Below are 26554 nucleotides of genomic sequence, written 5' to 3'. Positions count from 1 at the left end.
AATTAATTACTTTTATTATCTTTTATTAGCTTATTTTTCAACTTTCTTAAGTTTTTACTGATGCTAACTTTATATACGTGAGGATTAATTATTCTTCTGTGTGTATGTTCTAGCTTGCTTAAGTCGAATTTGGCTTTATTTCTAATATTGTTTAAATTAGATTCGTAGCCCTTGCTAAGTTTTCCATTTTCTAAGACAGTGTGAATTAAAAATTCAAAATCGTCATATTGTTTGATGGTTTTGAAAACGTTATCTTGTATTGGATGGAAAATGACAAATTCTTTTCTTGAATCCAGATGATTTTTGATTTGATCTTTTTCTTCTTTTAAAAATATAAAATCAAAAATCATTTGCCCGTTTGAGTAGATTCTTGCAACTTCCTTTTGAGCAGGCAATGTTGATTTTTCTGTGTTATTTGATATTTTTATTTTTGGTATAAATTCCCCATTTTTTTCTATAGAGATCATTTTGTATACTCCTGAAAGATTTGGATCCCCTTTTGCGGTAACCAGATTTGTTCCAACGCCCCAAATATCGATTGGCGCATTTATTGAATTTAAGTACATAATAATATTTTCGTCAAGTTCATTGGATGCAATAATTTTTACATCATTTAATCCATTTAAGTTTAATTCTTTTCTTGCGGCTTTACTTAGATATTCAAGGTCTCCACTGTCAATTCTTATTGAAAAATTATTTTTTTTATCTTGTTTTAATTCCTTAAATATTTTAATGGCATTTTTTAATCCACTGTTAAGTGTGTCGTAAGTGTCAATTAGTAAGCTTACTTTGTTTGGGTATGTTTTTGCATATTCTCTGAATGCTTGTTCTTCGTTTTCAAAACTCATTACCCAACTATGAGCCATTGTCCCTGTTATTGGTATATTGTATTTATATCCAGCAAGCATATTGCTTGTAAAATCTGCCCCCCCTATGTAGGCGGCTTTGCTAGCAGAAAGTGCTCCGTTTATTCCTTGTGCCCTTCTTAGCCCAAGCTCTGCTAAAATTTTTGCACCAGATTCTTTTATTCTGGCAGTTTTTGTTGCTATTAAACTTTCAAAGTTTATTATATTTAAAACCAGTCCTTCTATTAGTAGTAATTCTATTAAGCGCCCTTCAATTATAGCTACTGGAGTATAGGGAAAAACCAGGCGTCCTTCTTCTACTGAGCTTATTTTTATATTTAGTTTAAATTCTCTGAGAAAGTTTAAAAATTGTTCATCTAATATATTCAGGCTTTTTAAATATTTAAGCTCATTTTCATTGAAACGGATATTTTTTAATTCATTAATTAATGTATGCATTCCTGCTAAGATAATATAGCCATTTTTAAAAGGCGTTTTCCTGAAAAATACTTCAAATTTTGCTTTAGGATTAATACCTTTTGTAAAATAAGCATTCATCATTGAAATTTCATAAAAATCTGTGAATAGTGATAGATTTTTCATTCTCCTTATTATATACTAGTTTTGTTTGTAAAAAAATGATATTTGATTTGAGCTGAATTTTTATCTTCTAACATTTAAGAATATATTTTTGTAACATATAATAAATTGACCAGATTGAGTCTAAGTTCTATGAAAGAAAAAAGTGTTTCTAATTTTGATATTGTAATTTTTGGAGTTACTGGGAATTTGTCTAGAAAAAAACTTATTCCTTCTCTTTTCAATTTGTTTAAAAATAAATATATTAGCAATTTTAGGGTTATTGGCTTTTCTCGTAAAATTTTTACAGATCAAGAATTTAGATCATATATTAAAGATTCTTTATGGCAGGAAGGGACTGATTCTTTGATTGAAATTTTTTTAAATTTCTTTATTTATGTATTTGGTGATTTTAATGAAAAGGAGCCTTATGCTAAATTATTTGAATTGTTAGATAAAGGTCGAGAAACAATATATTATCTCTCAACGTCTCCTGCATTTTATGGCCCAATAATTAATCATTTAAAAAGCACTTTTTTAAATGAAAGATTAAATTTGTCAAAAATAGTTCTTGAGAAGCCTTTTGGTTCTAGTCTTGAGTCGGCAAAAAAATTAAATAGTTTGCTTTATTCTGCTTTCAGAGAAGATCAAATTTACAGAATAGATCACTATTTAGGCAAAGAGACAGTTCAAAATATTTTTACATTTAGATTTGGCAATTCTATTTTTGAAAATATTTGGAATAATCGTTATGTAGATTTTGTTCAGATTACGGTGGCTGAAGAATTAGGTCTTGATGGAAGAGCTGAGTATTACGATTCTGTTGGAGCTTTAAAGGATATGATTCAAAATCATATTTTACAATTGTTAAGTCTTGTTGCAATGGAATCCCCTATTAAATTTGATTCTGAGTTTATTCATGATGAGAAAGTAAAAGTTTTAAAAAGTTTGAGAAAAATTGGCAAAGAGGATATTAAGAATTGTATTGTTAAGGGGCAATATGTAGGCTCACAAGTTCAAGGAGTTTTTAAAAAAGGTTATAAAGATGAAACAGCATTTTTGGAAAATTCAAATACCGAAACTTATTTGGCTATGAAAGTGTTTATTAATAATTGGCGTTGGTCCGGTGTTCCTTTTTATCTGAGAACTGGCAAAGGTCTTGCTAGAAAATTTTCAGAAATATATATTCAATTTAAAAAACCAAGCTTCACTCTTTTTAACAATAGTTCTGTTGATTTTTCCAATGCTTTAATATTTAGGATTCAGCCAAGAGACGGGATTGAAATTAAATTCAATACCAAAAAACCTGGATATAATTATGAAATTCAAACTGCTAATATGGAATTTTCATATCATGATACGTTTAAAAAATTGTTTAATGAGGCTTATGAGCGTTTATTGTTAGACGCTTTTTTAGGGGATGGCACTTTGTATGCTACAAGTGATGAGATTGAAAGTTCTTGGGAATTTGTTTCAGATATTGCAAATAAATGGTCTGATGTTGAAATTTGTAATTATTTTTATGGTTCTGAAGGGCCAAAAGAGATAGATTCTATTTTAGAAAAGGATCATTTTTGGCGTAGAATTTAATTTTCCAAGTTTTTTAAAAGATAAATGAGATAAAAATTTTGTATAATTTATTTCTGTTCATTTTTAATCCTTACTCTATTATGGCTTAGCGCTGCATTATTTTATTTCTTGCAACTTAGTAGTAAAATTTTTCATAAATTTTACTTTTCTTTTTAAATGTTTTAAAAGAATTAAGAATTTTTACTCTTGAGTTGATTGTAAATTTATGCATCGGTTAATAATTTGCGTTATTATTTAAAAAATATAAGCAAGCTTTTCAATGTAGTGCTTATATTTAAAGGATATGTATGGAAAATATTGAAGCAAGGGTTAAACCAAATTTTTTTGGGCTTGTTCCCTTTTTTGTTTTTATTATTATATATTTAGGCACGGGAATTTATTTGGGAACCCTTGGAGTAGAAATGGCCTTTTATCAACTGCCCGCTAGCGTTGCAATGTTTTTTGCCTCTATTGTTTGTTTTTTAATATTTAAAGGAAAATTTTCTGATAAAATTCACATATTTATTAAAGGAGCTTCTCAGTACGACATTATACTAATGTGTCTTATTTTCATGCTTTCGGGGGCTTTCTCTTCTCTTTGCGGTGAAATAGGTTGTGTTGAAGCTGTAGCAAATTTAGGTATTAAATATATTAATTCTAATTGGCTTGTTTCGGGTATATTTTTTATAACCTGTTTTCTCTCTTTTTCTGCGGGTACTTCTGTTGGATCTATTGTTGCAATTGCTCCTATTGCTTTTAATATTGCTTTTAAAAGCAATATTAATCCGAATTTAATAGCAGCATCTGTAATGTGTGGAGCTATGTTTGGAGATAATCTTTCTTTAATATCAGATACGACAATTGTTTCTAGTAGAACTCAAGGCAGTAATATTTTGGATGTTTTTATTAGCAGCAGTTTTTATGCTTTTCCATCTGCTATATTAACTTTTTTTTCTTTTTTCTTTCTTTCTGAGAATTTGATTAATACCCCCTCCAACTTTTTAGATGAAGGTTCAATAGATTTGGTGAAAACCGTGCCCTATTTAATAATTATATTTTTTTCTTTGGCCGGAATGAATGTTTTTTTGGTTCTTTTTTGGGGCATTTTTTCTGTATGCTTTATTAGTGTTTTGTATGGTAATTTATATTTTCTAGATATAATGAAAAACATTAATAAAGGGTTTTTGAATATGGCAGATTTAATTTTTCTCTCAATTTTAACAGGGGGAGTTTCTTTTACCGCGATACATAGTGGAGGCATAAAATGGTTGCTTGTTAAATTGAGATCTTTTATTAGAGGGAAAAGTTCAGCTGAATTTTCTATTGGGGCTTTAGTATCAATGGTTGACATTTTTCTTGCTAATAATACAATTGCTATACTTATTTGTGGTAAAGTGGCAAAAAAGATAGCTTTTGAAAATAATATTAGCCTTCAAAGAAGTGCTTCTATTTTAGATATGTTCTCGTGTATTTTTCAAGGCATTCTTCCTTATGGAGCTCAAATGATTATTTTGGTAGGCTTTTCTAATGGACTTGTGTCTCCGATTAGCGTTTTACCATTTTTAGTTTATTTTGGATTTTTATTGTTTTTTGTTATTCTATCTATTTTGGGAATTGATATAAGAAAGCTTTTTTTATATTTTTTTAAAAAATAAAAATTTTGAAAATTTTAAGATTTGCATTGTTCAATTTTTATTAATTTTATTTAAAATAAATTATTTTTAAATGTATTATATGATTCAGGAGGCTTGAAATTGAAAAGAGAGACCGATATAGTTCCAAATTTTTGGGGACTTACACCTTTTTTTCTTTTTATAGGGATTTATATTGGCACAGGACTTGTTCTTTATTTTAATGGTGTAGAAAGGGCATTTTATCAAATGCCACCTATATTTGCCATGTTTATTGCTATTGTTTTATCATTTATTTTTTTTAGAGGATCTTTTTTGGCAAAAATGAATAAATTTATTGAAGGTTGTGCTCAACAGGATGTTATTTTTATATCTTTAATATTTATGTTATCTGGTGCTTTTTCTGCTGTTTGCAAAGAAATAGGAAGCGTTGAAGCTGTAGTAAATATTGGTCTTAAATATGTTCCATTAAATTTGTTAGTATGTGGCATTTTTTTAATTACCCTTTTTTTGTCTTTTTCTACTGGAAGTTTTATGGGAACTGTTGTTGCTGTTGCTCCTATTGCTTTGGAACTTGCAGATAAGGTAAACATTTCTCTCCCATTGGTTGCTGGTGCTATTCTTAGTGCTGGTGCATTTGGAGACAATATGTCTTTAATATCAGATACTCCTATTATTTCAAGTCATACTCAAAAGGTTAATGTTGTTGACGTTTTTAAAAACGGAGCTTTTTATACGTTTCCAGCAGCAATTTTAGCAGGCATTGTTTTTGCATTTTTAGGTTCTTATTATAGCAAGTCTAATGGTTATATTATTGAGGCTATTGATGTAAATTTTTTTAAAATCGTTCCATATATTTTTGTTATGGTTGTTGCAATTTCAGGATTTAATGTATTTTTGGCATTGTTTTTAGGTATTTTTGTTGCTAGTGCTATTGGAATTTATTACTCAGATATTACTTTTTTATCTTTGGCTAAAAAAATCAATGAAGGATTTTTAGGCTTAGGAGAAATGTTTATTCTTGTTGTTTTTACAGGTGGAATTTCTTATATGGCAATTAAGTATGGAGGGTTTGATTGGTTACTGTTAAAATTGCAAAAAATGTCAAAGTCTAAAAGAACCTCAGAATTTGTAATTGTGTTTCTAGTTGGCATTTTGACTGTGTTTCTTGCAAATAATGGACTTGCTATTTTAATGAGCGGTTCTGTTGTAAAATCAATAACCAAAAAGAATAACTTAAACTCAAAACGTATTGCAGCTTTACTTTGTATGTCTTCATGCTTTTTTTTAAGTATTTTGCCCCATAGTATGCATGTTATAGCCCTTGTAGATTTTACAAAAGGCAAGCTTTCTCCTTTTGATTTTTTTCCATTTTTAATTTATCAAGGATTTTTACTCTTATTGATTGCTTTATCTATAATTGGACTTGATATAAGATTAATATTTAATAAATATTTAAGAAGATAGATTTAAATATATTTTGAGCATTTCCTCTTTTATATTTTTAGGTATTTTTTTAAAAATTTCAAATTTGGAAAAATCTTTTGGTAGAAATTTTTCGTCTAAATATAATTTCATTTCGGGATTATTTTTTGATTCTTCTTCTATTCTTGTTATTATGTTTTTATTTGGAGAATTATATCTAGTTTCTTTGAAATTTTTGTAAGATGGTTCATTTTCGTATAGAAAGTTTATAAATTCGTAAGCCAAGTTTTTATTTGGAGCATCAATAGGAATTACAAACGCGTCTATCCATAAATTAGTGTTTTCTGGTGCATAGAAATCTAAGTTTTTATCTTTTAGCATAGCGCTTTGTGCTTCACCACTCCATGTAAGCTGGATAGATGCTTCTCCATTTAGCATTAATGATTTTGCAGGCACATCTGAGAAATATCCAATTAATAGTGGATTTTGAATTTTTAAAAGTTCCCCAGCTTCTTTGATTTTATCTGTATTTTGCTCATTTATTGAGTATCCAAGTTTTTTTAGGGCAACTCCAATATTGTCTTTAGGAGAATCTAGCATTGTAATTTCTTTTTTATATTTTTGATTAAATAGTATATCAAACCCTTGCATGTCGTTTAAGTCTATTTTGGTTTTATTGTAAAGTATTCCCATTAGTCCCCAGTAAGCCGGTACTGAATAAAGATTGCCAGGATCATGCTCTAGGTTTGTGAGATTTTGAGAAATATTTTTTGTTACATTTGGTAATTTTGAGTAATCTAATTTTGTTATTTTGCCTTCATCGATTAATTCTTGGATTAAATATTCTGATGGAACTATTATATCGTAGTAGTTTTTTGTAGTGTTAAACTTGGCTATCATTTCTTCATTGTTATGAAAGATTTCATAATTAATTTTTACATTATTTTCTTTTTCAAATTGATCCAATAAGCTCTCATCAATATATTCTGCCCAATTAAATATGTTTAAAGTTACTATATCTTTTTTAGCGCAAGCGAAAGTTGTAAGAATTGCTATTAATATAAAAATTTTTTTCATAAGTACCCCTTTTTGGTTTTAAAGCTCAGCATCTGTTGTTAATTTTTTAATTCCTATAAATTTATTGATAATAAACAAAAGACTCAATATCGCAAAAAACAATATAGCAGAAATAGCATTTATTACGGGTTTAATGCCCCTTTTTGTTAGAGAGTTTATTAGAATAGCTAAATTATTAAATCCTTGCCCAGTGGTGAAAAATGATATTAAAAAATCATCTATTGATAATGTGAAGGCAATAAGAGCGCCAGTCGCTATGCTTCCAACTATTTCTGGATAAATTATATTGAAGAATATCTGAACTTCTGAGGCCCCAAGATCTTTGGCGGCATCAATAATATTATTGGGAAGAGAATACAATTTGGGCAAAATTATTATTACTACGTATGGAGTTGAAAAAACTATATGTGATATTAGCATTGTAGAAAATCCCAATTGCATTTTTATTGCAGAATAAAATGTCATTAAGCTTATTCCTGTTACAATGTCAGGATTAATTATTGTTATTTTGTTTGCTGATAATAATATTGTTTTTAATTTTTTATTTTTTGTTTTATAGATTGCATAAGCACCAATAATTCCAATAATAACAGAGGTTAAAGATGAGATTGTAGCTATTAAAATGGTGTTAAGTATTGCCGATTTGATTTGACTTGAGGCAAAAATTTCTTTATACCATTTTAGGCTAAACCCTTGCCATATAAATCCGCTATCACCGGAATTAAAGGAATAAATTATTAAGATTATTATTGGGAGGTAAATAAAACTGAGTATTAGAAATAAGAAAATGTTTTTAAAAGCTCTAAACATATTTTATTCCCCATTATTTTTTCGCATTAATTTTATTATCATTAAATTAAAAAGTAATATTACTAACATTAAAATAAATGAAATTGCAGCTCCAGTATTCCAGTCTTCCATGAAAAGAAACTGTTTGCTTATTAGATTTCCTATCAAAATTTGTTTAGAACCACCTAACAAATCTGAAATGACAAATACTGTGATTGAAGGAATAAATACCATAATTATTCCTGTTGCCAGGTAAGAGAGCGTTAAAGGTATTTTTATATAAATTAATGTTTGCCACATTCTTGCTCCAAGGTCTTGTGCTGCTTCAATATATTCTGATTTGATTTTTAAAAATCCTGTATATATTGGCAAGATCATAAAAGGCAAAAAGTTATATACCATGCCCATTGTGACAGCTTGTTCATTGTAAAGAAGGTCCAAATTTCCAATTCCGATCTTTTCTAATAAGTTGTTGATGAAGCCGTTTTTTCCAAGTATTCTCATCCAGGCATAAGTTCTAAGCAATGTATTTATCCACATGGGAAGTATTATCATTATTATTAATTTGTTTTGAGCACTTTTTTTTGATAATGAAATTAGCCAGGCGGCAGGATAGCCTATTAAAATGCAAAAAATTGTTGCTATTGTCGCTAGTTTTAAACTTCTTGAAAAGATACTAAGATAACTTGGTGTTAAAAGCCCGATAAAATTATAGATTGTAAATTCATGGTTTTCATTTAAAAATCCCAACAATATAATTATTAGTAAAGGAAGAATACTAAATGTTAATAGGAATATGGAGTACATGATTAATATCAATTTTTTCATAATCATTATTCCTTATGCATAACATGAATATCATCAGGTTCTAAAAATATGTCAACCTCTTCTCCAACTTTTGTAAGTCTTGTGCTTTGAACTATCCAATTTGTTTTTTGAATTTCTAGAGTCATTTCGTAATGAACTCCTTGAAAAATTGCAGATATTATAGTTCCGCTTAGATGTCCTTTTCCTTTTGGAAGCAATTTTATATCTTCTGGTCGTATTACAAGGTCAACTGCTTCTTCAGCTTCAAATCCTTTGTCAAGGCACTCAAATTCATGGCCTAGCAAACTTACGACCAGCTCCTTTTTGTATGTTCCATCAAAAATATTACTTTCTCCAATAAAATCGGCTACGAATTTTGTTTTAGGCTCATTGTAAATTTCCTCAGGTGTTCCTACTTGCAAAATTATTCCTTCATTCATTACAACAATTCTGTCACTCATTGTCAATGCTTCTTCTTGATCATGAGTAACATATATAAATGTGATTCCAAGTTGGCGTTGTATTTTTTTTAATTCTCTTTGCATTTCTTGTCGCATTTTTAAATCAAGAGCAGAAAGTGGTTCATCTAGTAATAGAAGCTTAGGTTCCATTACTATTGCCCTTGCTATTGCAACTCTTTGTCTTTGCCCCCCTGATAGTTCGTTAATATTTCTGTATGCATATTTTGGCATTCCTATCAATGAAAGAGACGTTTTTACTTTTTCCTTTATTGTATCTTTTGGTGTTTTTTTCATTCTAAGTCCAAACGAAATATTATCAAAAACATTCATATGTGGGAAAAGTGCATAATTTTGAAATACAGTATTAATTTCTCTTTTATTTGGGCTGGTTTTAGATATTTCCTCAGAAAAGAAGTAAATTTCTCCATTTTTTTGACTTAAAAAACCACCCAATATTTTTATTAATGTTGTCTTTCCACATCCAGACGGACCTAATAGTGTAATAAACTCATTTTTTTTGATCTTTAAATTTATGTTGTCTAAAGTTTTATTTTCATTGTTATCATAATAATGACTTAAATTTTTAATCTCTAGGATGCAATTATCCAACTAATTCCAACCTCCTTATGGCGGTATTAATACAAATCAAGATTATACTTAATATTATTATTTATGTAAATGCCTTTTTTAAAAGGCATTATAGTTCTTGTCAAGGATTACTTTTCCAAATTTACCTTCTCTGAATTCTTTAATTAATATTTTTGATGCTTTCTCAAGGTTAAGTTCATTTTTTTTGTGAACTATTTTTCTTGCTTTTGCGAAATTTTGTAGAATGTCAAGCGTATTTGTATGATATATTTCGTATTTTTTTAGTAAAATATTTTTGTTATTTTGGTCCATTATTTCAAGTAAATATAGTGCAAGGTCTATATTGTCTACTATTTCATTTTTGATCATATCCAATATTGCAAGTTTTTTTGCAATCGATTGGTCTACTAGATTGTGCCATAAAATTCCTGGCATATCAAAAAGATTGATTTCTTCATTTATTTTTATTATTTGTATATTCTTAGTATATCCAGGCTTGTTGGCAACTTTTGCACTTTTTCTACCGGATAATAGATTTATTATTGAGGATTTTCCAACATTTGGGACCCCAATAATCAAAACCTTTATTTTTTCTTTATAGTTTTTTATCTTTTTAACAATGACTAATTTTTTAATATTATCAATTATTTGCTTGCGCATGCCTTTTTTGTAAATATTGCTTATTATTACGGTATTGCCAAGATTTTCAAAATATTTTTTCCATTTTATAATTTCAGTTATTTGAGCAATGTCGGATTTGTGTAAAAGAATTATTTTGGTTTTATTTTTAATAATTTTTTCAGTTAATGGATTTTTGCTACTAAATGGAGCTCTGGCATCAAGTATTTCTAATACAATATTAGTTTTTTGTAAATTATTCTTTATTAGATCCAAAGCTCTTTTCATGTGACCGGGAAACCAGTTAATTTTATTTATCATTCTTAAATTATAGCTTTATGTGTGTTGAATAATGAATTATTTTTGTTTTTTGTATTGCTAGTGTATGTTAATTTTCTTTAAAAGAATTGTTTTTTTTTAAAAAAAAATATAATCTGTATTTGAGTTTTTGTATTTTTTAAAACAAATAAATTTTATAGGAGGTTTGATTATTACTACAAAAATTAAAAGAGGATTGATAGTATCTTGTCAGGCTCTTGAAAACGAACCTTTACATAGCAGTTTTATTATGTCTAAGATGGCTTTAGCAGCTAAAATAGGTGGAGCTGTTGGAATAAGAGCCAATGGAGTTGATGATATTAGTCAGATTAAGTTGGAAGTTGATTTACCAATAATAGGCATTATTAAAAAAGAATATAATAATTGCGATGTGTTTATTACTCCCACCATGAAGGAGATTGATGAGCTTTACGATGAAGGGATAGATATAATTGCCCTTGATGCCACTTTTAGAAATAGACCTGATGGTGTAATGCTTGATGATTTTTTTAAAAATATTAAAAAGAAATATCCAAAGCAGTGTTTGATGGCAGATATTTCTTCTTTAGATGAGGCTATTAATGCTGATAAATTGGGTTTTGATTTTATTGGGACAACTTTGTATGGCTATACAAAAAGTACCAATGGTTTTGATATTGCAGACAATGATTTTAATTTTTTAAAAACTTTGATTAATTCTAATTTAAAAGCTACTTTAATAGTAGAAGGAAAAATAGATACCCCTTTAAAGGCTCAAAAATGTTTTGAAATGGGGGTTGATTTAATAGTTGTGGGAGGAGCTATTACAAGACCCGTTGAGATTACTAAAAGATTTGTAGAGAAAATAAATCAGGTTAAAAGATAATTTTAAACATTATAGAGTTAATTTATTGTTTATTTTAGGAGGTTTTTTATGATAAAGGCTTTTGAACAAGCTCAAAAATTTGGACGTTCGTTTATGCTTCCCATTGCTATTTTACCAGCAGCAGGGCTGCTTTTAGGAATTGGAGGTTCTCTTTCTAATCCAGAAACCGTTAAGACGTATTCTTTTTTAGATATATATCTTTTGCAATCAGTTTTTAAGATAATGAGTGCAGCAGGTTCTATTATTTTTTCAAATTTAGCGCCAATATTTTCTATTGGGGTTGCTGTTGGACTTGCCAAGTCAGATAAAGGTACATCTGGGATTGCGGCATTTATTGGCTACCTTGTAATGAATGCTACTATTGGGGTTTTAATTGATGTGTCAGGTAGTGCAGAGTCTTTCTCCAGTGGTGCTGTGGGTTCAATTCTTGGAATCAAGACTTTAGAAACAGGGGTTTTTGGTGGTGTTGTGGTTGGTATTTTGACCTATTATCTTCATGCCAGATTCAACAAGATAAATTTACCCAAAGTTATTGGATTTTTTTCGGGATCTAGATTTGTACCAATCGTTGTTTCTTTCTCTAGTATTTTTCTTGCCGTAATTATGTTTATTTTTTGGCCATTTGTACAAAATGGAATTAATAAAGTGGGGAGCTTGGTAGATTCAACCGGTTATATTGGAACGCTTATTTATGGAATTTTTTTAAGAATGCTTGGACCTTTTGGACTTCATCATATATTTTATTTACCATTTTGGACAACAGGTCTTGGGGGATCCGTTGTTATTGATGGAAAGTTGATTGAAGGGACTCAGAATATTTTCTTTGCAGAACTTGCTACTCAAGGTACAAGTAGATTTTTCATTGGGACTAGTCGTTTTATGAGTGGACGATTTATTACCATGATGTTTGGTTTGCCCGGAGCTGCACTTGCACTATATTACACTGCAAAGCGCGACGAGAGAGCAAAAATTTTTGGCCTTTTAATGTCTTCAGCTTTAACATCATTTTTAACGGGTATAACAGAACCCCTTGAATTTTCTTTTCTTTTTGTGGCTCCCATTCTTTATGTTGTTCATGCTACATTTGATGGATTTGCTTTTATGTTGTCACATATTCTTCAAATTACAATAGGGCAAACGTTTTCCGGAGGGTTTATTGATTTTATTCTTTTTGGTATTTTACAGGGAAATTCAAGAACCAATTGGCTTTTGGTGCCGGTTGTGGGCATTGTTTGGTTTTTCCTTTATTACTTTACTTTTGTATTTTTAATAAATAAGTTTGATTTTAAAACCCCTGGTAGAACGCAAAACTTAAGCTCTGAAGATTCTCTAAATTTTAAGAGTGGTGAATTTGAAGAAAATTATGCTCCTAAGGTTATTGTTGGTCTTGGTGGTGCTTCAAATATTGTTGAACTTGATTGTTGTGCTACTAGGTTGAGAGTTACAGTAAAAGATGCTCTTAAAGTTTCTGAAAAAATTTTGAAAAAAACTGGTTCTAAAGGAGTGATTATTAAGGGTAATGGAGTTCAGGTGGTTTACGGGCCAGGCGTTAACGTTCTTAAGAATGAAATAGAAGAATTACTAGATGATTAATTTTTTAATAAATAATAGCCTTAGGGCTATTATTTATTTGTCTTGTTTATGAAATCAACTGTATACTTTGTGAAGTAAGATGTGTTTTGAGCGCTTTTGTAGCTTTGATTTCCAATGGGTACGTGCGCGTGTGAATTTTCAAGAAGTATAATGGGAATATCTTTTTTTTCACCCCCATAATTTTTTATGAATTCGTTTATTTTTATTGGGTCTACTGTATGATCATTAGGTGTATGGGTTATTATTAAAGGTGTTTTGATTTCATTAAAATTGTATGAATTTAATAATTTTACAAGGCCCATCATTGCAATAATTGCGTCTACGTGTTGTACTTTTGAAGAGTGGCTTTTTATAGTTTTGTGTTCTTTTCTCTTACCTTCTTTTGTTTCGAATTTATTGTAACCACCTGTTATAAGATATGCAATTTGCTTTCCCCAAGGATAGTAAACCATATTTGTTCTCTTGTCATAAGGAAACAAATTAGGAGAAATTAATGCTGCTGAGTTTATTTCGTCCGGATAGTTTGCTAAAGCCCAGATGCAGGCAGCACCCCCATTAGAGGTGCCAATTAATATTAATTTATCACCTATCAGTTTGCCAATTTTAATAGCCTCATCAATGTCTCTTAGCCAATCTTGGGTAGTTATTCCCCGAAATGCATTTTTATTGTTAATTCCGTGTCCTTTCAACCTTGTAAAAAAGATATTTGCATTAAGAGCTTTTGCAATATTATTTGGAACCGGATAAATTTCATTTTTTGATGCTCCAAATCCATGAATATATACCACAGAATATTTTGTTTTTTGTGCTTCTTTATACCAGATAATTTCCTTTTGTGTATTTTTTTCTAAATTAAAATGTAATTCTTCTTTTAATAGATAATTGTCAATTTCTTTGATATTTTTGGGAATTGGTTTTTTTGAAAATTCATTTTTAAATTTTATCCTTGGACTAACTAGTATTAATAGTAGCAAGAATATAATTATAAAAATGATATTCTTGATGTTCATACAGTGATTTCCTTGCTAGCTAATACATTGTTATTGTGGGCATCTTTTTTGTAGCAATTGTTGCAATGCCCTGAGTAGATTATTTCAATAGATTTTGTTTCCCAGTTTTCTCCAAGTTTGTCTTTCAAAATATCTTTAATATCGTCAAGTTGAATGGGATGAACTTGATTGCACTTATTACATTTAAAGTGAGCTATTGTGGAAGCCAAGCTTAGATAAAATTTTGTTTCTTTTTGATCAGTAGTTTTTATATCTTTTAGTATATTTCTTTCTTTTAGAATGTTTAATGTGTTATATACTGTTGCTTTTGATAGGCTTGGAATTTCTTTTATAAGCTTGTTATAAACTTCTTTTGCTGTAAAGTATTCTCTTGGGTTTGATGCTATATAGAGAATGATTCTGTTTCTCGAATGGGATGCTTTCATCCCCAATTCCGATGTTAAATTTTTTAATAAAATAGGATCATTTGTAATACCGACTTTTTCCAATGCGGAGTGGACGTCCATTATGTTATCATTCATATTATACCTTTTTTGTTTAAATTAAAGATTAAATACTTTTTATTTTTTCTTAGGATAATTTTATACCCAGTTAATTATATTTTACTACTTATTATTTATTTATTTTAATATTTTTTTATATTTCGTATTTTTTTATACTAGTATAAAAAATTAAATTTTTTATTTTTGAATTCAGTTTTATTTTGTTATCAAAATTATTATTTAATGGTAGTATCATCAAATTTAGTGTTTGAGAATAATTTATTACATCTTGGATCTTGACTGTGTTGTAAGAACCCCCTATGTTTAAAATTAACCATTTTTTAGAATTTATTTTTTCAATTTTATAATTAATTGTATGAATGATTTGTTTTTCAACATTTAAAAAGCTTATAAAAAAATTGCTATTTTTATCATTTCCTTTAGATATCAAAAATTCTGTACCGTTAATGTAGCCTTTGGAATTGTTTTTAGTTATTATTATTTTTTCATAAGTATCAAGATCACTGTATTTTGCTGTTATTTTTAAATTAGTGCCTTTTGCAATTTCAAAAACAGGTATTTCAAGGGCTGAATATTCAAGAAGATAATCAGGATTGCATTTTTTTAATATTTTTTTATCTAGGTTAACTTTAGAAGGCCATTTTATTTTAATAGATACAAAGAAGCTAGAGATAGTCTCATCTATAAAATAATCAATTGTTGATTTTTTACCAGAGTTAAAAGCTAAATATTGCTTTATTCCCAAAATTTTTTCATTTGAGAAAGAAAATGAACTTTCAATAGATGCTTCTCTTATTAATTCTTTTTTAGATGAAATTTTAAAGTAGGTTCTAGATGTGTTTAGAAATTCAACTTTTTTATCTTTAAATTTTATTTTATTTAATTTTCCATTTTCGAATTTGATATTATATTGATCGTGAGATAGTGTGAAGTTTCCTTCCATATTGTATTCCAAATTCTTAGACATAATTGATTCTGAATTTTTGACAATTTCTTCTTGCTGTTTATTTATTAAAAATTCTCTTAGGCTTTTTTCATTAATTTGGTAATCTTTTAATCTTTTGTTTTGAAAATTTATTATTGGCTCTTGCTCTTTAAGGGAGTTGAATTTTGGAATTTCTAATAGTTCGGTAGTCAGCTTAGAACCTTCTAAATTTTGTATTTTTATACTATGTAAGTTATTTTCCAAGGATTTTAAGTAAAGTAAAAAATTTTTTAATTCTTGATTCTCATAAGTTTCTTTGATTTCATAAAAATAAATAAGAGTTTCTACATTGCTTGCTGGAGCATCTATTTTTTGGACCTCATATAAATATTGACAGTTATTTTTATAAAAAATTAAGTAAGTTTTATTGTTTTTACTCTGTCTTGTTCCTTCTGTATAATTGAAATTAAGTTTTCTGTAAAGCTCGGTCACTTTTTTCCTAAACTTTTCTATGTTGTATATATAAAGCATAATAGGGGTATTTTGAAATATGTCTTTATATCCACTTTTAAATGGATTTTTTAGTGCCCAATATAAATCTAAATGTATTTCATCGTGCAGCATGTATTCATGAGGACTTCCGCTATAAGTCCCAGGAATATATATATCTTTATTTGTTTTAAATCTTTCAAATAGCCATTTATTTAATTCTTCATGTTCTCTTAGAATTTCAAAAAAGTATATTGGAAATGTCCAATGTATTTTGTAAGCCAGCTGCTTGTGTTCAATTAAATATTTTATGTTTGATATTATTGATAACAGGTTATCTTCTGAAAATTTAGTTATTGAAATAATAATAATATAAGTTTTTGCTTTTTTTAGTTTTCTAAACATAAATTTTTTGTCTTTATGATATAAAGATTAGTCAACATTTATATTATATAATAAAAATTTGTGGTGGTTTTGTATATTTTGTATTTTTTGATATATGAAATCAATACGCTATAGCGAATGTATTAAGTTTATGTTAATCTTATATTGTTAAATATAAATTATTTTATGTATAAAAAGGGGTAAAATTTTTATGGCTAAAGACATATATTTTAATGAAGATGCTAGAAAAAGCTTACTTAGTGGCGTTGAAAAATTATCCAATGCTGTAAAAGTAACTCTTGGGCCAAAGGGGAGAAATGTTCTTATTGATAAAAAGTTCGGTTCTCCAACAGTTACAAAGGATGGAGTTAGCGTTGCTCGTGAGATTGAGCTTGAAAATCCGTTTGAAAACATGGGAGCGCAGCTTTTAAAGGAAGTTGCTATTAAAACAAATGATGTTGCTGGCGATGGAACAACAACTGCGACTGTTCTTGCTTATGCTATTGCAAGAGAAGGTCTTAAGAATGTATCTTCAGGGATTAATCCTATTGGAATAAAAAAGGGAATAGATCATGCTGTGAATTTGGCTGCTGAGAAAATTCGTCAGTCTGCAAAGAAGATTACAACAAAGGAAGAAATTGCACAAGTAGCTTCAATTTCTGCTAATAATGACAGTTATATAGGTGAAAAAATTGCTGAGGCAATGGATAAAGTTGGAAAAGATGGGGTTATAACAGTTGAAGAATCAAAAACCTTTGATACTACGATTTCTTATGTTGAGGGTATGCAATTTGATAGAGGATATCTTTCTCCTTATTTTTCTACTAATAAAGAGAATATGAGTGTTAGTTTTGATGATGCTTTCATATTAATATATGAAAAGAAGATTAGTTCTATCAAAGAACTTTTACCAGTTCTTGAGAAGGTTTTGGGGACAAACAAGCCTTTATTAATTATTGCTGAGGACATTGAAGGAGATGCTCTAGCTGCTCTTGTTTTAAACAGCGTTAGAGGCGCTTTAAAGGTTTGTGCAATCAAATCGCCTGGTTTTGGTGATAGACGAAAAGCTATGCTTGAAGATATTGCAGTGCTTACCGGGGGAGTTTTGATCAGTGAGGAGCTAGGCCTTACTCTTGAGTCAGTTGAGATTGAGCAACTCGGACAGGCTAAAACTATTAAGGTTGATAAAGACAATACTACTATTATTAATACTGGCAATAAAGAACAAATAAAAGAGCGTTCAGAGCTTATTAAAAAACAAATTGAAGATTCAACATCTGAATATGATAAAGAAAAACTTCAAGAGCGCCTTGCAAAGCTTGTTGGCGGAGTTGCTGTTATTAATGTTGGAGCTGTTACTGAAGTAGAGCTTAAGGAGAAAAAGCATAGAGTCGAAGATGCTCTTTCTGCAACTCGTGCTGCTGTTGAAGAGGGTGTTGTACCTGGTGGTGGATCAACCCTTATTGAGGTTGCCATGTATCTGGATACAATAGATACAAGCAAATTAAGTTATGAGGAAAAGCAAGGTTTTGAGATTGTAAAAAGAAGTCTTGAAGAGCCGATGAGACAAATTATTTCAAATGCTGGTTTTGAAGGATCTATTTATATTCACCAAATTAAAACTGAGAAAAAAGGACTCGGGTTTGATGCTTCTAGCTTCAAGTGGGTAAATATGATTGAGAGTGGAATAATTGATCCTGCTAAGGTTACAAGAAGTGCTCTTCAAAACGCTGCTTCAATTGCTGGACTTTTATTAACAACAGAATGTGCAATCACTGATATTAAGGAGGAGAAAAATACTTCTGGTGGCAGTGGTTATCCTATGGACCCAGGAATGGGAATGATGTAAATTAAAGTTTCACCGGCTAACTTGTGTTTTTGCCGGTGGAATATTATTATTCAAGGGAATTATTTTGAGTGAGGATGAATTTGTTTTTTGTATAGGTTATGATTGTTCAAAAGCAATAGTAGATAGGCAGCTTTTAAGAGAAAACAAAGGTAAAAGCGTTAAGGATCTTTTTGAACTTGGGCTTTATAGAAGTGCCTTTAGTAAAGCTCTTTTTAGAAATGATGACGCTCTTATTAATTATTTAATTGAAGAGTATAATAAAATAAGTAATTCTAATTATACCAAAAAAGACGACTTTAAGCTTTTGTTTGGAGTAGTTTATCCCGATAATATTAATAAGATAAAAGTTATATATGTATAGTAAAGGGGGTTTTGTGTTTTTATTGCAAGAATTTAGCGGCAATAGTAGCTTTTTCCGAAGTTTGTTAGTTTTTGTGCCTGTTATTGCTATATTTTGGTTTTTGGTAATATCTCCTCAGCGTAAGGAAGAAAAGAATAAAAAAGAAATGATAAAAAATTTAAAAAAAGGCGATAAGGTATTAACAATAGGCGGAATTTTTGGAGTTGTAAAAAAACTAGGTGATACGGATGTTGTTTTGGAATTAAATCCAAATATTGAAGCAGTATTTATGAAAAACTCTATTGATAAAGTTTTATCTGAAAAAAATGAAGTTAAAAAGGTATTATAATTTAAGGTAAAATTAAAACCGGTAACTAATAATGGTATTTGTTAAAAATTTTAAGGATTTGTATAATGAAAAAAGGATCTAAGCTTGTATTGATATTGTTGGTAACGTCTTTTGCGTGTCTTTTAATATTTCCGACTTTAAAGTGGTATTTTTTGATGAGCGCTGAGGACAAAAGAATAAGTTCATATTCGCAAGAGGCTTTAAGGGATTATTCAAAGGAAAAAGCTTTAAATGATCTTAGCCAGCTTAAGGATTTGTATAATAAAGATCCCAATAGTAGTATTCCGCCTAGTCTGTCTTATTTAATTCCGATAGCAAAAAATAATTATAGGTCTTCAATGAAAACCCCGCCGAATTCTTTTACTGCCAAATCTTTGCGTGAAGGATTTTTGACCGATTCGGACATGGGAGAAGTAAGCTTAGAGATTTATAGATATTATGAGAACATAAAAAATAGTAAAAGTAGAATAATACACCTTGGGCTTGATTTGTCTGGAGGGATGAGTGTTACTATTTCTCTTGATTATTCAAGTGTTGAAAAAAAATTGGGTCGTTCTATGACCTTTGCTGAGAGAGAAGATGCTATTTATCGTATAATGCAAATTCTCAAAGACAGGGTAGATAGATTTGGGCTTACAGAGCCTAAAATTGTAAGAGAAGCTGGGGGGAATAAAATTTTCTTAGATATTCCTGGAGAAAGAGATGAAAGTAGGGTAAGTACTCTTTTGAGCGGAAAAGGCAATTTGACTTTTTATGTGGTTGATGACGAGTTAACATCTCTTTTACATAAAAATATATTAGAAGCGGGTTCTCTTTTTTCTATTTCTGAAATTCAGACAAATATGAACCTTCCGGATAATAAGCAAATTTTTCCTTGGTATGTTAAAGATTCTTATGGTGTAGATGATGAGTCATCAGTTCGTTATTATGTAGTTGATGCAAGTCCTGAAAATTCATTTGATGGTGCGCACATTAAAGATGCTGGAGTCTCTAATGACCCCAGAACAGGTCGAGATATTGTTGCTTTTAACCTTGATGTTGATGGAAGTGAAAAATTTTTTAAGTTTACTCAAAAAAATGTTGGAAAGTCTTTGGCCGTTGTTATGGAAGGTAAAATTAAATCTGTGGCGGGTATTGGGTATGCTATTACTGGTGGCAATGTTTCAATTCAAGGTGACTCTTTTGATAAAAAAGAGGCTTTGGATCTTGCTTTAGTGTTTAAAACCGCAGCTTTTCCAGTTGAGATTAAAATAGATGATTTGAGGATAATAGGACCAACTCTTGGTGCTAGGACCATTGATCTTGGCATTAAAGCTTCTTTGCTTGCCCTTTGTTTAGTTTTTTTGTTTATGTGCTTTTATTATTGTTTGAGTGGCTTTGTAGCTGGATTTTCACTTGTTATTTATAATGTATTTTTAATTTTAGCAATATTGTCGGCCTTTAATTTTACTTTAACTTTAACAAGTATTGCAGGTCTTATTTTGACAATGGGTATGGCTGTGGATATAAATATAGTTATTTATGAGAGAATTAAAGAAGAGATTAGAGAAGGTAGAAAATTTGAAAAAGCCTTTGAAGATGGTTTTAAAAAAGCCTTTTTATCTATTATGGATGCAAATATAACGACATTTATTGCGGTGCTTTTTTTAACTCTTCTTGGGACAGGGGTTATCCAAGGTTTTGCATGGTCTCTTTCTGTTGGAATTGTGTCATCTCTTTTTAGTAGTTTGATTTTTTCAAGATTTATTTTGGAATTTATCATGTCTGTTAGAAAAAGCAAATTTGTAAGTATATCTTGGAGTTCAAAATATGCAAAGAATAATTAATTTTTCAAAATATGGAAGTAATGTTTTAATTGTTAGTGTTGTTTTGACCTTGATCGGCCTTATTTATACTTTTTTTTATCATGGTGGATACAATTGGGGAATAGATTTTTCTTCTAGAGTTAGTATTAATCTTTCAATAGAAAAATCAGATATCAAAGAAAATGAAATTAAAAGAATATTATCTCCGATTTATAAAGCTTTAGATGTTAATAGTATTTTTTCACCAAATAATAATAAAAGTGAATTCTCTATTATGGTAAAGTCAGATATCATTGATTATGCTTTTAAAACAGAAGTTCAAAAAACAATAATAGATGAACTTAGAAAAACATTTGATGCCGATGTTGAAGTTTTAGACTCTTATTTTATTGATTCAAGTTTTTCTTCTACTTTGAGAAGTAGGTCAATATTTTTGGTATTAGGAACATTTACCCTAATTTTGATTTATGTAGCTTTAAGATTCAAACTAAGTTATGCTATTGCTTCCATACTTACAACATTTCATGATATATTTTTTATAGTTGCTTTTTTAGGGGTATTTAGAATAGAGATTAATAGCTATATTATTGTGGCAATACTAACCATTATTGGATATTCTTTGAACGACACAATAATCATTTTTGATAGAATTAGAGATAATGTTAAACGATTAACCGATAACACATTTTTGAATATATTAAATCTAAGCATAAGTCAAACTTTATCAAGAACTGTTTTGACGTCAGTTACAACATTTGTTGCAGTATTTTCTATTTATGTGTTTACCGAGGGGCCTATAAAAGATTTTTCTTTGGTATTTATGGTGGGGGTAATTGTTGGAACTTATTCCTCTGTGTTCATAGCGTCTCCAATACTTTTAAATCTGTATAAAAAGATAAAGTAAATTTTTAAATAAGATGATATTGTGGCATGAAGTTTTTTGATTTTGGTTCATTAGGATTTTATAGATTTTTTGATTTTCAAAAATATCTTAATTTTAGTATTTTTAGGTATAGTTTAATAAATTATTATTCTTATCGAGAGCAGTCAAGCCTTATTAATGATGCTAATTTGCTTAAAGATAAACTTGTGTTTTTAGATAAAATTTATAAAGATTTTAATCCTAGCATAAGTAAATCTTGGGACGCTAATAAAGCTATTTTTTTGGATACTTTGGTTATTATTAAAAATTTGATAAGGAAGTATCATCCCCATTCAGAATTTTTAAACATTCAAGAGAATGAATTATTAGAAGATGTTTCCCATTTTAATAAATTTTTAGATAAACTTAAATATTTAAATTTTAGAGTGGATCTTAAGCAAAAAATTGAAAATTTTGAAAAAAAGAGCAAAGCCCCATTTTCTTGTATAAGAATTGCTACATTCTTTATTCAAGAAGAATTTTTAGTTCGGCTCAGTAATTCGTTGGACTTTTTTTCCAATGAAGCTAATAGTAATAATTTAGATGTAATTAATAAAGAAATTAATGATTACTATGAAAAAGTAGAGCAAATTAAAAAAAGTAACAATATCAAAGAAACTCATAAAAAATTTATCATAGATCATACAAAAGATAGAATTGATAAAATCATGAAAGATCATAGTCTGGACATTTCTAAATTGCTTATAAAAATTGCTTTGCTTGAGATTACAATTCAATGCTTTGATAGCTATTATTTGAATTTATTGGAAATTTTACAAATTCTTCTATCTATTAATAATATAATTGAAATCGGTTTAAACGAATTACCAGATGCTATTTTTAATGAGTGGAATGAGCTTATTTATTTACGAAGGAAGGAGTTTCAAAAATTTGTTTTAATCTCCGATTATGTTTTTCAAAAAAGGATTGTATCTACTATAAATTCTGGAAATTGGAAATTTGCCTTTTTTACTCTTGCTCCCCGACAAGGCGATGTTTTTCAATTTTCAGTGGATATTGTTAAAAATTTTGATAATATTGAGGATGGAATCAAAGAATATGAATCTAAGATAAATAAATTTAATGAATATAGGTCTGGCTGGGAGGCGAACTTGAAAAATTTTTATCATTTATTTTCAGAAACACTTTAGCCATATATCTCTTTTAATCTTTCATAAATATTTTTTACTTCATTATTTATTATTTTTGGAATTTTTACTATCAAGGTGACTTTAAGATCCCCTTTTGCACTGCTTCCAATTATAGGCATTCCGAGTTCTTTTAAGTTTAGAATTTCTCCATTTTTTGCATCTGAAGGAATTTTAAGTTTTATTTTTTTGCCCTCAATTGTTTCAAATAGTTTTTCGCAACCTAAAGCCATTTCCCATGGATAAACCTCTAGTGTTGTTTCTAGGTTTTTTCCATTCAATTTAAATTTTTTATAGCTTGATATAGTAAATTTGACTATTAAGTTTCCTTTTATTCCAGAAATTGGATTAATAGGCCCTTTGTTGTTTATTTTTATTTTAGTTGTTTCTAATGTTCCTTTTGGGATTATTATCTCGATTTTTTTGTTGTTTATAAGTACTATTTTTTTACTCCCCATATAAGCATCATAAAGTGAAATATTTACAGTTATTTCTTTGTCGGTTGTTTTTCTTGAGGATCCACTAAAGATTTTAGAAAAAAAATCTAAATCTTCAAAATTACTAAATCTTGAGCTGTTAAATCCTCTTTCAAAATGGTCGTTGTTGACATTAAAATTAGTGCTACCCAGAGTATCGTAATTTCTTTTTTTATCAGGAGAAGATAAAATTTCATAAGCTTCATTTATTTCTTTAAACTTTTCTTCAGCTATTTTGTTTCCTTTGTTTTTGTCCGGATGATATTTTATTGCCAATTTTTTATAAGCTTTTTTAATTTCTTCATTACTGGCATTTTTTTGTATTCCAAGTATATTATAGTAATCTTTGGTCATTAGAAAATCTCCTTCTAATCTCCTTTATTTATTATATTTTTTAAATATATTTTAATATTTATACATTTATACATGTTATAATTAAATTTAAATTTTTAAAAGACCCAATTATGAGAGTAGACCTTTTACCCCTTGCCGAGTTAAGTCTTTATATCAATGTGTCATGTTGCTGCAAAGATTTTAGCATTTTTAATAGAATTTTAGAGGAGTTAAAATATCATTTAACCTTCTTGGGTCGTCCAATTATAAAAACACTTTATATCAAGCATGTAGATTTTCTTTTATGTAGTCAGGACGATTTGGAATTTATTTTTACTTCTTTGTCCAAATATATTAATTTAGCTTTATTGGAGGAATTTACTTTAGAAATTATTCCCGAGGGGTATGTTGATTTTGCAAAATTCAAACTTTTGTATGAATTTTGTATTACTCGAATCAATCTTGTAGTTCAAAGTTTTTCTTTAAAATTTAGAAAGATTATGGGAATGCCTGAAATTTCTTATGAAAAAATGAATATTTTAATTAATAATATTAGGAAATTTCCTTTTGATTTAAATATTGATATGACTATTAATATGCCCTTGCAAAAAAAATCTGATCTCAAGCGAGATTTGAAAGAATTACTCTCATATATTCCTGATCATATCTGTTTTAGTGATTTTACATATGAAGAAGAAAACCTTAGCTTGAAAGATTTTGATAACGGTGTTGATTCAGAAAAGCTTTGGTTTTGTGCCCTAAGGTGTTTAGAATCCAATGGATACATTAATTATGAAATTACTAATTTTGTATTAAGAGGCCATGAGAGTAAACATAATAAGTTGAATTGGGAATTAAAGCCGTATTTGGGATTGGGAGTGGACGCCGTAAGCTTACTTTTTTGTAATGACAAAAATAATAATGCAAAAGCTTTGATCAGAAAGGATATTGGTTTTGTTAAAGCAAATAATCACTTAGCAACGTTTGAATTGCTAGAAGATTTAGAGTTTTTTATTTATCATTTTATTCAAGGGCTTGGAACTATTCAGGGTGTTAATTTGCGATCTCTTAGGCTTAGATTTGAGTATAATGAAAAACAATTTTTTCAATTTATTAGTTATTGTTCAACTTTAAGTAAAAAGTTTATTTTTGATAATAATATTATATTCTTAAAAGGGCGTGAAAGATTTAAGTTAGATTTTTACTTAGTAAAAATTATAAACTATTTTAATGCTAATCCCTTTAAGGTGAAGTTTAGGCTTCCTTGATTTGTTTACTTTGGTAGTAAACTACTTTTGTGTTTTTGTGATTAAATATTCCAATCTCAAGTATGCCCGGAAATAGTTTAAAGTATTTTTCTGTTCCTTCTGGATTTTCTATGTGCATTTTTACATCCAAAATATAATTATTGTTATCAGTTATAATTGGTCCCTTTTTTTCGTTACAAATTCTTAAGGTTGCATCTAAATTCATTTCTTCAAGTCTAGTCATAATAAATCCAACAGCACTTTGGGCAACTTCTATAGGAATAGATGTTTTTGTTCCCAATTTTTTTACAATTTTTGTTTCATCTGCTATTATTAGCAATGTTTCTGAATTATAGGCGATTACTTTCTCCATTAGATGTGCTCCCCCCATGCCCTTTATTAAGCTTTTTTTTTCTAATAGAATTTCATCAGCCCCGTCGATTGCAATGTCTATATTTTTGTTAAGTTTTGAAAAATTCGATTCATAAGGAATTTGTTCTTTTGAGAGTAAGTATTTTGTATCATTACTTGTTGTATAGAATTTTAAGTTCTTCAAGTTGCCCGATTTTAGTTTTTCGCTTAAATATTTTATTGCATAATAAACAGTTGTTCCTGTCCCGATTCCAAGGTTCATATTGTTTTTTATGTAGCGATCAATTGCATATTTTGCTACTAAAATTTTTTGATTTTCCATAAATTTTTTTCCTTACTTGAATGAATTTGAAACCTTATGTATCTTAAGAGTATATCATTATTTAATTAAGATTGAAATCTTGACTAGATTTTCTGCTAATTTATAATTAGTAATAGTGAATAAAATAATATACTAGGAGATTTTATGTATAAATTAGTTTTAGTAAGGCATGGAGAGAGTGAATGGAACAGGGAAAATCTTTTTACTGGCTGGACAGATGTTAAACTTTCTGATAAGGGTATTGATGAGGCTGTAGAGGCAGGCTTGCTTCTCAAAAAAGAAGGCTATTTTTTTGATATTGCTTTTAGTTCTTTATTGTCAAGGGCTAATGATACTTTAAATATTATTTTGAGAGAACTAGGTCAATCCCATATTAATGTAAAAAAAACTTGGAGATTAAATGAGAGACATTATGGAGCTTTACAAGGTTTAAATAAATCAGAAACAGCTGCAAAATATGGGGAAGATAAAGTTTTGATTTGGAGGCGTAGTTATGATGTACCCCCAATGTCTTTAGATGAGTCTGATGATCGTCATCCAATAAAAGATCCGAGATATAAATATATTCCCAAAAAGGAACTTCCCTCAACAGAGTGTCTTAGGGATACTGTTGCAAGAGTTATTCCTTATTGGACCGACGAGATTGCAAAGGAAGTTCTTGAGGGCAAAAAAGTCGTTGTTGCTGCCCATGGCAATTCTTTAAGAGCCCTTGTTAAATATCTTGACAATTTAAGCGAAGAAGATGTTTTAAAACTTAACATTCCTACAGGTATTCCCTTGGTTTACGAATTAGATAAAGATTTAAATCCTATTAAACATTACTATTTAGGCGATCAAGATAAGATCAAAAAAGCAATGGAATCTGTTGCTAGTCAAGGAAAGTCAAAATAATAGGTTATTGGTATTAAAGTGTTA

General features: G+C 29.0%; 24 protein-coding genes. 13 read left to right on the top strand and 11 right to left on the bottom strand.

What is annotated here, in order from left to right; genetic code table 11:
* Window positions 1-2: 2 nt before the first annotated feature.
* A complete protein-coding gene (locus QIA41_RS01065; RefSeq protein ID WP_320292216.1) occupies window positions 3-1448 on the bottom strand; it encodes a nicotinate phosphoribosyltransferase in 1446 nt (481 codons plus the stop codon).
* A 129-nt stretch (window positions 1449-1577) separates the two neighbouring features.
* Here QIA41_RS01065 and zwf point away from each other — a divergent pair, with 129 nt between their 5' ends.
* From zwf to QIA41_RS01050, 3 genes are all read left to right on the top strand, one after another.
* Window positions 1578-3014, top strand: coding sequence for a glucose-6-phosphate dehydrogenase (gene zwf / locus QIA41_RS01060; protein WP_320292215.1), 1437 nt, complete (start codon window positions 1578-1580; stop codon window positions 3012-3014).
* Between the two features lie 287 nt (window positions 3015-3301).
* Complete coding sequence (locus QIA41_RS01055) at window positions 3302-4648, top strand: Na+/H+ antiporter NhaC family protein (RefSeq protein WP_320292214.1); 1347 nt, start codon at window positions 3302-3304, stop codon at window positions 4646-4648.
* A 99-nt stretch (window positions 4649-4747) separates the two neighbouring features.
* Window positions 4748-6091: a Na+/H+ antiporter NhaC family protein gene (locus QIA41_RS01050; protein ID WP_320292786.1), complete on the top strand. Its 1344-nt coding sequence runs from the start codon at window positions 4748-4750 to the stop codon at window positions 6089-6091.
* Here QIA41_RS01050 and QIA41_RS01045 read toward each other — a convergent pair.
* The 5 genes from QIA41_RS01045 to ylqF form a co-directional block, all read right to left on the bottom strand.
* Window positions 6080-7126, bottom strand: coding sequence for an ABC transporter substrate-binding protein (locus QIA41_RS01045; protein ID WP_320292213.1), 1047 nt, complete (start codon window positions 7124-7126; stop codon window positions 6080-6082). The two genes, QIA41_RS01050 and QIA41_RS01045, sit on opposite strands and share 12 nt — an antisense overlap.
* 18 nt (window positions 7127-7144) lie before the next feature.
* Window positions 7145-7936, bottom strand: coding sequence for an ABC transporter permease (locus QIA41_RS01040; RefSeq protein ID WP_320292212.1), 792 nt, complete (start codon window positions 7934-7936; stop codon window positions 7145-7147).
* Between the two features lie 3 nt (window positions 7937-7939).
* Window positions 7940-8743 (bottom strand): ABC transporter permease, encoded by an 804-nt coding sequence (locus QIA41_RS01035; RefSeq protein ID WP_320292211.1) that lies wholly within the window; start codon window positions 8741-8743, stop codon window positions 7940-7942.
* A gap of 5 nt (window positions 8744-8748) precedes the next feature.
* A complete protein-coding gene (locus tag QIA41_RS01030) occupies window positions 8749-9792 on the bottom strand; it encodes an ABC transporter ATP-binding protein (RefSeq protein ID WP_320292210.1) in 1044 nt (347 codons plus the stop codon).
* 78 nt (window positions 9793-9870) lie between these two features.
* On the bottom strand, window positions 9871-10710 hold the full coding sequence (gene ylqF / locus QIA41_RS01025) for a ribosome biogenesis GTPase YlqF (protein WP_320292209.1): 840 nt from the start codon (window positions 10708-10710) through the stop codon (window positions 9871-9873).
* Window positions 10711-10873: 163 nt separating this feature from the next.
* Between ylqF and QIA41_RS01020 the strand changes: the two genes are divergently transcribed.
* Window positions 10874-11572 (top strand): N-acetylmannosamine-6-phosphate 2-epimerase, encoded by a 699-nt coding sequence (locus QIA41_RS01020; protein ID WP_320292208.1) that lies wholly within the window; start codon window positions 10874-10876, stop codon window positions 11570-11572.
* A 48-nt stretch (window positions 11573-11620) separates the two neighbouring features.
* Complete coding sequence (locus tag QIA41_RS01015) at window positions 11621-13165, top strand: maltose/glucose-specific PTS transporter subunit IIC (protein WP_320292207.1); 1545 nt, start codon at window positions 11621-11623, stop codon at window positions 13163-13165.
* A 29-nt stretch (window positions 13166-13194) separates the two neighbouring features.
* Here QIA41_RS01015 and QIA41_RS01010 read toward each other — a convergent pair whose 3' ends face one another.
* The 3 genes from QIA41_RS01010 to QIA41_RS01000 all read right to left on the bottom strand — a co-directional run bounded on the left by QIA41_RS01010 (window position 13195) and on the right by QIA41_RS01000 (window position 16497).
* Window positions 13195-14175: an alpha/beta hydrolase gene (locus tag QIA41_RS01010; RefSeq protein ID WP_320292206.1), complete on the bottom strand. Its 981-nt coding sequence runs from the start codon at window positions 14173-14175 to the stop codon at window positions 13195-13197.
* Window positions 14172-14696, bottom strand: a complete 525-nt coding sequence (locus QIA41_RS01005) for a transcriptional repressor (RefSeq protein ID WP_320292205.1) — start codon at window positions 14694-14696, stop codon at window positions 14172-14174. The genes QIA41_RS01010 and QIA41_RS01005 overlap by 4 nt, the downstream gene beginning before the upstream one ends.
* 115 nt (window positions 14697-14811) lie before the next feature.
* The gene (locus tag QIA41_RS01000) at window positions 14812-16497 is read right to left on the bottom strand and encodes a histidine kinase (protein ID WP_320292204.1); all 1686 of its coding nucleotides are present in this window, start codon (window positions 16495-16497) and stop codon (window positions 14812-14814) included.
* A gap of 190 nt (window positions 16498-16687) precedes the next feature.
* Between QIA41_RS01000 and groL the strand changes: the two genes are divergently transcribed.
* The 6 genes from groL to QIA41_RS00970 all read left to right on the top strand — a co-directional run bounded on the left by groL (window position 16688) and on the right by QIA41_RS00970 (window position 22892).
* On the top strand, window positions 16688-18325 hold the full coding sequence (groL, locus tag QIA41_RS00995) for a chaperonin GroEL (RefSeq protein ID WP_320292203.1): 1638 nt from the start codon (window positions 16688-16690) through the stop codon (window positions 18323-18325).
* A gap of 64 nt (window positions 18326-18389) precedes the next feature.
* Window positions 18390-18686 carry a hypothetical protein gene (locus QIA41_RS00990; protein WP_320292202.1) on the top strand — a complete coding sequence of 99 codons (297 nt, stop codon included), beginning with the start codon at window positions 18390-18392 and terminating at the stop codon, window positions 18684-18686.
* Window positions 18679-19014, top strand: a complete 336-nt coding sequence (gene yajC, locus QIA41_RS00985) for a preprotein translocase subunit YajC (protein ID WP_320292201.1) — start codon at window positions 18679-18681, stop codon at window positions 19012-19014. The genes QIA41_RS00990 and yajC overlap by 8 nt, the downstream gene beginning before the upstream one ends.
* A gap of 65 nt (window positions 19015-19079) precedes the next feature.
* Window positions 19080-20840: a protein translocase subunit SecD gene (gene secD / locus QIA41_RS00980; protein WP_320292200.1), complete on the top strand. Its 1761-nt coding sequence runs from the start codon at window positions 19080-19082 to the stop codon at window positions 20838-20840.
* On the top strand, window positions 20824-21723 hold the full coding sequence (gene secF / locus QIA41_RS00975; RefSeq protein ID WP_320292199.1) for a protein translocase subunit SecF: 900 nt from the start codon (window positions 20824-20826) through the stop codon (window positions 21721-21723). The genes secD and secF overlap by 17 nt, the downstream gene beginning before the upstream one ends.
* 26 nt (window positions 21724-21749) lie before the next feature.
* Window positions 21750-22892: a hypothetical protein gene (locus tag QIA41_RS00970; protein WP_320292198.1), complete on the top strand. Its 1143-nt coding sequence runs from the start codon at window positions 21750-21752 to the stop codon at window positions 22890-22892.
* On the opposite strand, the gene QIA41_RS00965 is transcribed toward QIA41_RS00970, so the two are convergent.
* Window positions 22889-23719, bottom strand: a complete 831-nt coding sequence (locus tag QIA41_RS00965; RefSeq protein ID WP_320292197.1) for a DnaJ domain-containing protein — start codon at window positions 23717-23719, stop codon at window positions 22889-22891. The genes QIA41_RS00970 and QIA41_RS00965 overlap by 4 nt on opposite strands.
* A gap of 110 nt (window positions 23720-23829) precedes the next feature.
* Here QIA41_RS00965 and psgB point away from each other — a divergent pair, with 110 nt between their 5' ends.
* Entirely contained in the window at window positions 23830-24966 is a 1137-nt protein-coding gene (gene psgB, locus QIA41_RS00960; protein WP_320292196.1) for a HemN-related non-iron pseudo-SAM protein PsgB, read from the top strand.
* On the opposite strand, the gene rpiA is transcribed toward psgB, so the two are convergent.
* Window positions 24953-25639: a ribose 5-phosphate isomerase A gene (gene rpiA / locus QIA41_RS00955; RefSeq protein WP_320292195.1), complete on the bottom strand. Its 687-nt coding sequence runs from the start codon at window positions 25637-25639 to the stop codon at window positions 24953-24955. The two genes, psgB and rpiA, sit on opposite strands and share 14 nt — an antisense overlap.
* Before the next feature lie 144 nt (window positions 25640-25783).
* Between rpiA and gpmA the strand changes: the two genes are divergently transcribed.
* Window positions 25784-26530, top strand: a complete 747-nt coding sequence (gene gpmA, locus QIA41_RS00950; protein WP_320292194.1) for a 2,3-diphosphoglycerate-dependent phosphoglycerate mutase — start codon at window positions 25784-25786, stop codon at window positions 26528-26530.
* The last annotated feature ends 24 nt before the right edge of the window (window positions 26531-26554 follow it).

The sequence above is a fragment of the Borreliella sinica genome (assembly GCF_033969665.2).
Lineage (GTDB): Bacteria > Spirochaetota > Spirochaetia > Borreliales > Borreliaceae > Borreliella > Borreliella sinica.
This window is presented reverse-complemented; position numbering and strand designations above follow the sequence as displayed.

What these genes read in the sequence shown, in the direction of transcription:
- gpmA (WP_320292194.1), top strand. Translation starts at nt 25,784, where the DNA reads ATGTATAAATTAGTTTTAGTAAGGCATGGAGAGAGTGAATGGAACAGG.
- rpiA (WP_320292195.1), bottom strand. Translation starts at nt 25,639, where the DNA reads ATGGAAAATCAAAAAATTTTAGTAGCAAAATATGCAATTGATCGCTAC.
- QIA41_RS01000 (WP_320292204.1), bottom strand. Translation starts at nt 16,497, where the DNA reads ATGTTTAGAAAACTAAAAAAAGCAAAAACTTATATTATTATTATTTCA.
- secF (WP_320292199.1), top strand. Translation starts at nt 20,824, where the DNA reads ATGCAAAGAATAATTAATTTTTCAAAATATGGAAGTAATGTTTTAATT.
- QIA41_RS01065 (WP_320292216.1), bottom strand. Translation starts at nt 1,448, where the DNA reads ATGAAAAATCTATCACTATTCACAGATTTTTATGAAATTTCAATGATG.
- QIA41_RS01010 (WP_320292206.1), bottom strand. Translation starts at nt 14,175, where the DNA reads ATGAACATCAAGAATATCATTTTTATAATTATATTCTTGCTACTATTA.
- zwf (WP_320292215.1), top strand. Translation starts at nt 1,578, where the DNA reads ATGAAAGAAAAAAGTGTTTCTAATTTTGATATTGTAATTTTTGGAGTT.
- secD (WP_320292200.1), top strand. Translation starts at nt 19,080, where the DNA reads ATGAAAAAAGGATCTAAGCTTGTATTGATATTGTTGGTAACGTCTTTT.
- ylqF (WP_320292209.1), bottom strand. Translation starts at nt 10,710, where the DNA reads ATGATAAATAAAATTAACTGGTTTCCCGGTCACATGAAAAGAGCTTTG.
- groL (WP_320292203.1), top strand. Translation starts at nt 16,688, where the DNA reads ATGGCTAAAGACATATATTTTAATGAAGATGCTAGAAAAAGCTTACTT.
- QIA41_RS01040 (WP_320292212.1), bottom strand. Translation starts at nt 7,936, where the DNA reads ATGTTTAGAGCTTTTAAAAACATTTTCTTATTTCTAATACTCAGTTTT.
- QIA41_RS00965 (WP_320292197.1), bottom strand. Translation starts at nt 23,719, where the DNA reads ATGACCAAAGATTACTATAATATACTTGGAATACAAAAAAATGCCAGT.
- QIA41_RS01045 (WP_320292213.1), bottom strand. Translation starts at nt 7,126, where the DNA reads ATGAAAAAAATTTTTATATTAATAGCAATTCTTACAACTTTCGCTTGC.
- QIA41_RS01035 (WP_320292211.1), bottom strand. Translation starts at nt 8,743, where the DNA reads ATGAAAAAATTGATATTAATCATGTACTCCATATTCCTATTAACATTT.
- yajC (WP_320292201.1), top strand. Translation starts at nt 18,679, where the DNA reads ATGTATAGTAAAGGGGGTTTTGTGTTTTTATTGCAAGAATTTAGCGGC.
- QIA41_RS01015 (WP_320292207.1), top strand. Translation starts at nt 11,621, where the DNA reads ATGATAAAGGCTTTTGAACAAGCTCAAAAATTTGGACGTTCGTTTATG.
- psgB (WP_320292196.1), top strand. Translation starts at nt 23,830, where the DNA reads ATGAGAGTAGACCTTTTACCCCTTGCCGAGTTAAGTCTTTATATCAAT.
- QIA41_RS00970 (WP_320292198.1), top strand. Translation starts at nt 21,750, where the DNA reads ATGAAGTTTTTTGATTTTGGTTCATTAGGATTTTATAGATTTTTTGAT.
- QIA41_RS01005 (WP_320292205.1), bottom strand. Translation starts at nt 14,696, where the DNA reads ATGAATGATAACATAATGGACGTCCACTCCGCATTGGAAAAAGTCGGT.
- QIA41_RS01055 (WP_320292214.1), top strand. Translation starts at nt 3,302, where the DNA reads ATGGAAAATATTGAAGCAAGGGTTAAACCAAATTTTTTTGGGCTTGTT.